The 9,542-nt window shown below is 35.9% G+C and carries 8 protein-coding genes; 7 read left to right on the top strand and 1 reads right to left on the bottom strand.

All coding sequences use genetic code 11. The annotated features are described in order from the left end of the window. The first annotated feature begins 70 nt into the window (after window positions 1-70). The 5 genes from IEV09_RS09365 (at window position 71) to IEV09_RS09345 (ending at window position 6,271) form a co-directional block, all read left to right on the top strand. Window positions 71-1,816, top strand: coding sequence for a glucose PTS transporter subunit IIA (locus IEV09_RS09365; protein WP_306450307.1), 1,746 nt, complete (start codon window positions 71-73; stop codon window positions 1,814-1,816). Window positions 1,817-2,373: 557 nt separating this feature from the next. Beyond that, window positions 2,374-3,456: a FecCD family ABC transporter permease gene (locus IEV09_RS09360; protein ID WP_188368033.1), complete on the top strand. Its 1,083-nt coding sequence runs from the start codon at window positions 2,374-2,376 to the stop codon at window positions 3,454-3,456. Window positions 3,457-3,458: 2 nt separating this feature from the next. Continuing rightward, window positions 3,459-4,217, top strand: coding sequence for an ABC transporter ATP-binding protein (locus IEV09_RS09355; protein ID WP_188368032.1), 759 nt, complete (start codon window positions 3,459-3,461; stop codon window positions 4,215-4,217). A gap of 16 nt (window positions 4,218-4,233) precedes the next feature. Beyond that, window positions 4,234-5,247: an ABC transporter substrate-binding protein gene (locus tag IEV09_RS09350; RefSeq protein WP_188368031.1), complete on the top strand. Its 1,014-nt coding sequence runs from the start codon at window positions 4,234-4,236 to the stop codon at window positions 5,245-5,247. Between the two features lie 13 nt (window positions 5,248-5,260). Further along, a complete protein-coding gene (locus IEV09_RS09345; RefSeq protein ID WP_229731694.1) occupies window positions 5,261-6,271 on the top strand; it encodes an NAD(P)/FAD-dependent oxidoreductase in 1,011 nt (336 codons plus the stop codon). A 231-nt stretch (window positions 6,272-6,502) separates the two neighbouring features. Here IEV09_RS09345 and IEV09_RS09340 read toward each other — a convergent pair whose 3' ends face one another. Next, window positions 6,503-7,219, bottom strand: coding sequence for a MurR/RpiR family transcriptional regulator (locus IEV09_RS09340; protein WP_188368029.1), 717 nt, complete (start codon window positions 7,217-7,219; stop codon window positions 6,503-6,505). Between the two features lie 164 nt (window positions 7,220-7,383). Here IEV09_RS09340 and IEV09_RS09335 point away from each other — a divergent pair, with 164 nt between their 5' ends. Then, entirely contained in the window at window positions 7,384-8,217 is an 834-nt protein-coding gene (locus tag IEV09_RS09335) for a carbohydrate deacetylase (protein WP_188368028.1), read from the top strand. After that, window positions 8,217-9,542, top strand: coding sequence for a family 4 glycosyl hydrolase (locus tag IEV09_RS09330; protein ID WP_188368027.1), 1,326 nt, complete (start codon window positions 8,217-8,219; stop codon window positions 9,540-9,542). Before IEV09_RS09335 ends, IEV09_RS09330 begins: the two co-directional genes overlap by 1 nt.

Below are 9,542 nucleotides of genomic sequence, written 5' to 3'. Positions count from 1 at the left end.
TAAGAGAATGCGTAATCTAAAATATTAGTTTTTGTTTTTAACACTGTCTACTTGACAGGGAGCACTTCATATTATTGCCATCACATCTTTTATGATTTTTCTCTTTGCTAATAATGCGTGGTTAAGCGTAACTGGTAGATTAGCAGAAGCCGGTGATCATGGATTATTTGGGACTGGACAAAACATGGTTATGGGGATTCAAGTCAATGACATGGGCGTCTTTTTAGGTATTATCTTGGGCTGTATGGTTGGTTATTTAGTCAATCGTTTAGGTAACTTCAAATTTAATAAATACCTAGCGCCATATGAGGGAACAAAATTTGCTTATTTGATTATCATTTTTGCGACCATCTTATTAGCTGTTATCGTAACTTACGTTTGGCCATTAATCAATCATGGCGTTAATGTTATTGTTAGCGGCATGACTAGTAGCGGTTCGCTAGGGTTTTTCTCATATGGTTTCCTAAACCGTATGTTATTACCTGTTGGAATGCATCATTTATTATGGATGCCATTACACTTTACACCGATGGGTGGTACCGCACAAATTGCCGGTGAAGCAGTCAGTGGTGCTTACAACATTTGGCTAGCTCAATTAGGTAGTATTGATACGGTGAGTCAAATGCATCCAGCTATCGGATTCTTAGTCAACTTTGGTCCTACGGCTTTCCCACTAGCGATTGGTTTAGCATTTATTAAAACAGCTAAACCTGAAAATAAAGAAAAAGTGAAAGCAATTGTTTTTCCAGCGATTATTTTAGCCGCTTTAGCTGGAACAACTGAACCGATTGAGTTTCTATTCTTATTCGTAGCGCCTGTTTTATGGCTGGCTCATGCCGTAATGTTTGGTTTTAGCTTCTTTATTTCTGACGTTTTAGGATTAAAGGTTATGATTGGCTCCATCCCTGAAACGTTGCCTTCTTTATTCGTACCGACCGAATTAGGACGACAATGGCTTATTATTCCTATCATTCTTCTATTAGCCGTAATGGAATATTTTATTTTCAAAACCTTAATTCTAAAATTAAACTTACCTACCATTGGTCGTGACGTCATGGAAGAAACTAGCGAGACGAACGCTTCCGTCACATCTTCTAACCCCCAACCTGATTTAGGTATTATCGTTAATGGTCTTGGTGGCGTGGATAATATTGTTGAAATCTACAACTGTTATACACGCTTACGTTTAGATGTGAAAGATGCCTCTAAGGTAAATATCAACTTATTGAAGACATTCCCTTCTTCAGGTGTTGTCGATAAACAAAAACATATTCAAATAATTATTGGTTTAGGTGTGGAGGAACTACGTGAATCTTTAGAAGCGTATGTCGAGGCTCTTCAACAAGGTACGATTACTCTATCTAAAAACAACAATTTAGGTTCAATCTATGCACCTGCTCATGGGGAAATCATTCCGATTGAACATGTCCCAGATGATGTTTTTTCAAATAAAATGATGGGAAATGGCTTTGCAATTAAAAATCACGATGGCAATGTTTATTCTCCTGTTGATGGTACAATTGTTAGTATTTTCCCAACGCTTCACGCGATTGGTTTAGAAGACAAACAAGGAAATTCTTTGCTGATTCACATGGGAATTGATACGGTCGATCTAAAAGGCGCACCTTTCACTCTCTCTGTTAAAGAAGGACAAACAATTAAAAAAGGCGATTTATTAGCCACTATTGATACGCACGCGATTAAAGCTGCTAACAAAGATGATATGGTCATTGTTCTGGCCGTCGAAAACTTTGTTGGAAATTTACTTATCACGCAAGGTAACGTTGATACCTCTACTGAAATTTATCAATTTTAATTCTCTCTGAAGTCAAAAAACTCACGTCTACTAAACGGTAGTCGTGAGTTTTTTGACTTACAGAAAGTATACCTTTTAAAATATTCTTCAATGCTCTAGTCCTTGTTTTATGCACTTTCATAACCTCTTGCTGTAGGAAGTTACTTCATATTTCTTTGCATCATCCTTCTTATTTAGTTGCCAGTAGTATTAAATTTTTTGCTACTATCTGAAACAGCTTGACTCCCCTATTTTTCTCGTTTTCCAAACGTTTCAATTCTAGCACTTACGAAATCGTTCCGTTCCATGGTTATATTTGTATATCGTATAATGGGCTGTCATATTTTTGGATTCAGTATTGCATTGGCATAGTCGGTATCGAATCGATGCTGCCAATGATACTGGATAAAGTGTGTAATTTAACCTCATTCGCTTTATTCCACCTCTTAATCCTGAATCATACACAAAAAAAACAGATTGAAAAATAAAAATTTGCGTGTTAATATAATTGATAATGAGAATCATTCTCAATTATAGAGGGGATTCTCATTAAGTTAAAAAGGACAGAAGGTGACTCTTTGCAATTAGTAAAAACAATTAATAAACCCATTCTCCCACGTAATACTCAGGTTTTTATCACATTTGGATTCATTGCAATTTTTATTTTTTCTATTTTATTTTCATTAGGTCATGGTCAAGCTGATATTTCATTTACTGATATTTGGCAAATTCTTTTATATAAAACAACTCATGGATCTCTTGGTTCGATTGATAATATCAATCAATCTACCATCAATATTATCTGGTTTGTTCGTACGCCACGAGTTTTAACGGCCATTTTTATTGGTTGTGGATTAGCAATTAGTGGAACAGTTATGCAAGCGGTTGTACAAAATCCTTTAGCAGATCCGTATATTCTAGGAATTTCCTCGGGTGCTTCTCTGGGTGCGACATTTGCTATTATGATTGGATTTGGAACTGCTAATATTTTTTCACAAATCAGCTTATCCTTTAGTGCATTTCTAGGCGCACTATTAGCTACTATTTTTGTTCTTTTACTCTCTAGTTTTGGAGGAAAAATGACTTCGATTAAGCTAGTCTTATCAGGTACCGTGATCAATTCTATTTTCGGGTCAATTTCTAGTTTGATAATCTTTTTGGCAAATAACGCAGAAGGAATGAAAACAGTCACTTTTTGGTCAATGGGAAGTTTAGCTTCTGCAAGCTGGGGGAAACTCCCTCTTTTAGCTATCATCACAATATTGGTAAGCATATTCTTATCTTTCCAGTTTCGGGTGTTAAACACAATGCTTTTAGGTGATGAAGCGGCAGTAACGTTAGGTATTCCCTTAGGAACCTATCGCAAGTTTTATATGATTATTGCTTCGTTACTAACAGGCCTAATTGTAGCCAACTCCGGTATGATTGGCTTTGTTGGTTTAATTATTCCCCATATAGTGCGAGGTGTATATGGTTCCAACCATCAAAAATTATTACCAATGTCTGGATTTGTGGGTGCTTTATTTTTAGTTTGGACCGATTTATTGTCCCGAGTATTACTACCAAACACAGATTTACCAATTGGGATTTTGACAGCAATTATTGGTTCACCAATTTTTATCTACATTATTCTAAAAAAAGAATATCGTTTTGGAGGTTAAGGATGTTAGAAATACAAAATTTATCAGTCAAACTAGGAAAAAAAGATATCATTCAGCAACTCTCTATTTCCATGGATACTCATCAGTTTGTGGGCATCATTGGTGCAAATGGAAGTGGGAAATCGACCCTGCTTAAAACTATTTATAAAGGCTTAATACCAACAACGGGAAAGATTATTTATAACAAGATGGATTTACTAAATACCTATGCTAAAAAGGTGGCACAGAAACTGAGTGTGGTTGGTCAATTTAATGAATTAAGCTTTGATTTCACGGTTTTTCAAATGGTTTTATTAGGACGGACTCCTCACAAACGTTTACTAGAAACTGATTCTCAAGAAGACTACGAAATTGTTGAAAATGCTTTAAAAGAAATGGGCTTAACAGACTATCGTAACGAAAGCTTTCTGTCTCTTTCTGGTGGTGAAAAACAACGAGTTATTTTAGCACGTGCACTTGCACAACAACCTGAATTTTTAATTCTAGATGAGCCTACAAATCATTTAGATATTCGTTACCAATTAGAATTGATGGAGAGCGTCAAAAATTTGAATATCGGTATTTTAGCTGCCTTACATGATTTAGATTTAGCCGCAGCATATTGTGATTACGTCTTTGCTATGAAAAATGGTGAAATTATCGCTGCCGGTACACCAGAAGAAATTTTTACAGAAGCATTAATTGAAGACCTTTACGGGATTCGTTGTGTGGTTTATCGAAATCCGATTACAAAACATTTAGCATTTCATTATTATATTTAGAATAGGTGGAACTTAGATGAAGAAAACATTAACCCTTTTTGCAGTAGCATTTATATTTACATTAAGTGGCTGTGGAAATACAGATGATACAACAAATAGCACACGCTCAACGGATAGTAACTATCCCCTAACCATCAAAAACGTAACAAGAACTGAAGGCGGCGCGAAATGGATTGAAAAAGATCAAGTTTTTGAAAAAGTGCCAGAACGGGTCCTAGCAAATACTCGTCCAGCAGCAGAGCTATTGTTACACTTAGGTTTAAAAGATAAAATTGCCGGTGTGGGTGCCGTATTTGGAATGGATGACTCCGATGTGAAAGCTGAATTTGATGAATTAAATCATTTATCAAAGGATTACATCAATAAAGAAACTGCCTTAAGCGTTGATCCTGATTTAATTTTTGGTCGTGGTGGTTTGTTTGATAACGCCGAATGGGGCAATGGAACCGTTGACTCTATTAATGAAATGGGGATTCCAACTTACGTGCAAGAAACATCGACTCAAAATGCTACTTTCGAATCTGTTTACAATGACATTGATAACTTAGGAAAGATTTTTGACGTTGAACCTGCTGCAAAAAGCTTCAAAGAAGATTTAAAAGAGCGCGAACAAAACTTAAAAGACCGTGTCAAAGAAGTAAACAACGAGCAACGCTTTGTAATGTTGTTTATGACCGATCCAAGCGAAGTATCTATTTATCCAGCATATGGCGAAAGTTTCTTTAACTCTATGTTTGATATGATTGGTTTAGATAATGTATTACTTGATGTGCAAGGCGATGTTTCTTTAGAAACATTAATTGAAACAGACCCTGATGTGTTAATCGTCCCTGACTGGACAACAACGACAGCTGGCGCAAAAAAGAATGATATGATTGATGCTGTATTAAGTAATGAAAAATTATCTAGCATGAAAGCGGTCAAAAATAAACAAGTTTATTCAGTTGATTACAACTACATGTTCGGTTATGGATACCAATCGTTAGCGGGGATGGAATTATTAATTGACGAAATGTATGGCACAAAATAGAAAGAGGGATTCGATGACACAATCCATGGTTGATGTGGTAATTATTGGTGGCGGTCCAGCTGGATTGTATGCTGCCTTTTATGCAGGTCTTCGTGATTTGACTGTAACAGTACTAGAAGCGCAAGACGAGTTAGGTGGGAAAATCAATTTTTATCCAGAAAAGTTCGTTTGGGATGTCGGCGCACTCCCTGCAACACGCGGGATTGATGTACGTACTAACTTAATTCAACAGGCTCAAATGTTTAACGCAAATTTCTACACAAGCTCTAAAGCTGTAGAAATTACTAAAGAAAAAAATATTTTCTATGTTGAAGATGAACACGGGCGTATTCATCCTGGTCGTACGGTGTTATTTGCAATCGGTGGTGGAATTATATCACCTAAAAAATTAACTGTACCGATTGATACAGCCGTTCAAAATCATGTCTATTATGCCTTTCCAGATTATCATCTACTAAAAAACACACATATAATTGTTTCTGGTGGCGGTGATGGTGCGGTTGATTATGCAAATGAATGCTTAAAATTTACAGATACTGTAACCATTATCTATCGTGGTGAAAAACTAAAAGCCCATGAAGCTTCTATCACTTTTTTTAAAAATAATGGTGGAAAAATAATTCTATCAAGCGATATTCGTGCGATTCATAAAAGTCCCACACAACGAATGGAACTCATATTAGACAATCATACAACCTTAACTGGCGATCATCTTTTAGTACAACACGGACATAATCGTGACAGCTCGTTTTTAGATAAGCTTGCTTTGGAATTTAACAAAGAGCAAGATTTTTATTTGGCTTGTGATGAACCAACCATTACCAATATTCCTGGTTGTTTTGCAGCAGGCGACATTCAATTTTCAAAAGGAAAGGTTTATTTATTAGCTGGTGCCTTCCAAGAAGCTGCCTTGAGTATCAACCAAATTAAGCGCTACCTTGACCCTGAAAGCTATGAACATGGTATGGTTTCTTCTCATAATGAAAAAGTTGATGATTTGAATCAAGCCTTAATTAATGAATGAATACATGGAGTTAGAACATCTAAGTAAGAATGTTCTAGCTTTTTTGTATACGCAAGAAAAATGAATTCCTAAAAACTACCAGATAAAAGAACTTCAATGACTACAAAAATAGGAATGTATGCAAAAAACCGGGATTTTTTAGCTTCTTTTATTTCTTTGTATTTTCCTTCGAATAATATAGTACTATTATCGCTATTGTAAATAGCTAGATTTTCATACTATTTTTTAAGATTAAAAATAACGATTAAAAAGATATTCTAACGCATTAATACTGTTTCCAAAGAAAAAATTAAGCGTTGAGTTTTCATTATTAATTCCTTCTGATTCGGGATCAATTAAAAATGACACATCACCTTCTCTAGCAAAACTACTACCCGCTGTTGCTGTAAATGTAATCACTTTTCCACCTAATGATTGACACTCTCGAATCTTTCGAATGCCATTTTTATTTTCGCCTGATTGCGAAAAGATCATCAAATTTTTAGGCTCCCCTTCAGCAATCAGTTTGATTTCTAAATCAGTCAAATCAATCGCATAGATTTTTTTCAACATCAACTTGCGATACGAATATTTCACTAGAAAATCGCAAAAACCAGTACCACTCAAATAAACATGCTTCTGCCTCTTAATCATTTCAAAAACAAGGTCAATCTCTTCCCACTGATGATTAGTGATGATAAACGGTTGTGCTAATAGCTCTCGTTTTCCAGACTGTGACTCCGTAAATTTTTGCTTCAAGAAAAAAATCATTTCCTTAAAATTATTAAATCCTGCTCGCTTTGCTAATCTAGAAATCGAGCTAGGTGACGTAAAGTTCGTGGTTGCAATGAGCCGAATATCTAAATCCTCGTTTTTTTCAATTTTTCGTACAATATTTTGGATAATCTCTTCATCTTCTTGTCTCAAATCACTATTTGGTAATAACCTTGAAATATGATAAATATTCATTTTTTCTCCCATCTGACTTTGATTTTACTGAAAATATTTTCGCTATTTGAAAACCATACCGTAATCTTGAAAAGCTATTGTAGCGCATTTTTTTCTATACTATACTTCATTCATACAAAAGGTACAAACCTTTTTAAGTATTTAATTGAAAGGCGGGATATTTCATGAAGTCCTTAATAATCAACGCAGATGATTTTGGCTACTCGGCTGGCGTTAACGCTGGCATCATTCAATCACATAAAAATGGCATCTTGACGTCCACTACTTTGATGGCCAATATGCCTGGTACACTAGATGCTATACAGCAAGCCAAGAATTATCCAAACTTAGGAGTAGGTGCTCATCTTGTTTTGACAACAGGAAAATCGCTGATTAGTCACGATACGAACTTAGTGGATCCTCTTGGAAATTTCCACCGTTTATCTGAATATCCGAGAGTTCGCACCTCTTTCTCAGATGAAGATATTTTTGATGAGTGGTGTGCCCAAATTGATTTCCTAATAGATCACGGCGTTCCATTGACTCATTTTGACTCTCATCATCATGTTCATTTTTTTCCTGAAAATCATGACATTACTAGAAGGATATCAGAAAAATATCAGTTAGTCTTTAGAAATTCCTATGGTACGGAAGATTTCTCACCTCATGATTTCAAACAGGTCAATGATTTATTACTGGATATGATGAATACTCCAGTCATTCGTGATATGAGTCAATCCTATGAATTACTAAAAGAATCTTGCTTCGAAGAATTAGCGGCAACTTTTAGCAAAGGCATGTCAGCCGATGTTTTAGAAATGATGGTTCATCCCGCGTTTGTCGATGAACATTTGTATAACAATTCTTCTTTCAACCTTCAACGAATCAGGGAAATTGAAATACTAACAGATCCATTGACACAGCAACTCATAACAGATTTAGGATTTAGACTTACAAGATACGACAACGCATTAGAGACAACACAAGAATTTGAAACAATATTAAGGGGGAACAAATGATGGGTAACAAATTTGTAATGGTCGGTGGCGGATCGACACAATCACCGGGAATTTTAGAAGTTCTTCGTCAAAGAGCCACGGAACTAAATTTAACAGAGCTCGTTTTATACGATATTGACGAGCACCGCGTTTCACTATTAGGACAGTATACAAAGATGTATTATGCTGAAACCGGATCCAAGGTTAATGTCTCTTTCACAACAAATATTGATGAAGCTTTCACAGGAGCCGATTTTTTATTTATGCAAATTCGTCCAGGATTAAACGCACAACGAGCAATTGATGAAAAAATTTGCTTAAGTCATGGGGTTGTCGGACAAGAAACGTGTGGTCTTGGAGGTTTCTCTTTTGCTTTACGTGTGATACCAGCCGTTCGACAAATTATTCAAAAAGTCAAAGAACATTGCCCGGATGCTTGGATATTAAACTATACAAATCCAGAAGCGATCTTATCTGAAGCCATTTTCACAGAATTTCCGGAGGCAAAGTGCCTATGTATTTGTGATATGCCTATTTCAATTGAAGGGGCTATTGCTAAATACCTTAATAAAGATTTAAGAGACCTGACTTTTAAATATTTTGGATTAAATCACTTTGGTTGGTGGACAGCGATTATTGATAAGAACGGTGCTGATTTATTACCTCAACTGCGAGAAGATGTTTTATCGGGTAAGATTGACACCTTATTGATGTCTAATGACGAAACCGTCGGCGATCAGTATTGGATCGAAACATATAAGCAAATGATTAAAATTTTCAAACGTTTCCCTAAATACTTCCCAAACTGTTACTTACAATATTATTTAACGCCTGATGAAATGGTTGAAAAAGACAACCCTACATTCACACGTGGTGATTTTGTAACAAATGGTCGCGAAAAACGTATCTATTCAGAATGTGAACGTGTCATCGCAAATGGCTCGGCTAAAGACTCTCATTTACATGCAGGTGTTCATGGCAACTATATCGTGGATATTGCGCATGCAATCATTCATGACACTAGAGAACGTTTCACAGTGAATATTATGAATAATGGTTCCATTTCAAACTTCGATCCAAAAGCTGTTGTAGAATTACCAGCCTATGTGGGCGCAGCTGGTGCAGAACCAATTGTTGTTGGCGAAATTCCAACCTTTGAAAAAGGCTTAATGGAATCCCAAAAAGCCTACGAAAAATTGACAGTTGAGGCGGCATTGACAGGCTCTTATCAAACCGCATTAGAAGCAGTTGTATTAAACAAAACCATTCCGAACTTGACCGTCGGAAAAGCTGTATTAGATGAATTATATGCAGCAAATAAAGAATGGTGGCCCGAATTAACCTAA

The sequence above is a fragment of the Enterococcus alcedinis genome (assembly GCF_014635985.1).
In the GTDB taxonomy this organism is placed as follows: Bacteria; Bacillota; Bacilli; order Lactobacillales; family Enterococcaceae; genus Enterococcus_I; species Enterococcus_I alcedinis.
Note: the sequence above shows the minus strand (reverse complement) of the source record. Positions and strands in the feature narration are given on the sequence as shown.

Coding starts and splice junctions, on each gene's coding strand:
- IEV09_RS09330 (WP_188368027.1), top strand. CDS start 8,217: ATGGGTAACAAATTTGTAATGGTCGGTGGCGGATCGACACAATCACCG.
- IEV09_RS09345 (WP_229731694.1), top strand. CDS start 5,261: ATGACACAATCCATGGTTGATGTGGTAATTATTGGTGGCGGTCCAGCT.
- IEV09_RS09335 (WP_188368028.1), top strand. CDS start 7,384: ATGAAGTCCTTAATAATCAACGCAGATGATTTTGGCTACTCGGCTGGC.
- IEV09_RS09340 (WP_188368029.1), bottom strand. CDS start 7,219: ATGAATATTTATCATATTTCAAGGTTATTACCAAATAGTGATTTGAGA.
- IEV09_RS09355 (WP_188368032.1), top strand. CDS start 3,459: ATGTTAGAAATACAAAATTTATCAGTCAAACTAGGAAAAAAAGATATC.
- IEV09_RS09350 (WP_188368031.1), top strand. CDS start 4,234: ATGAAGAAAACATTAACCCTTTTTGCAGTAGCATTTATATTTACATTA.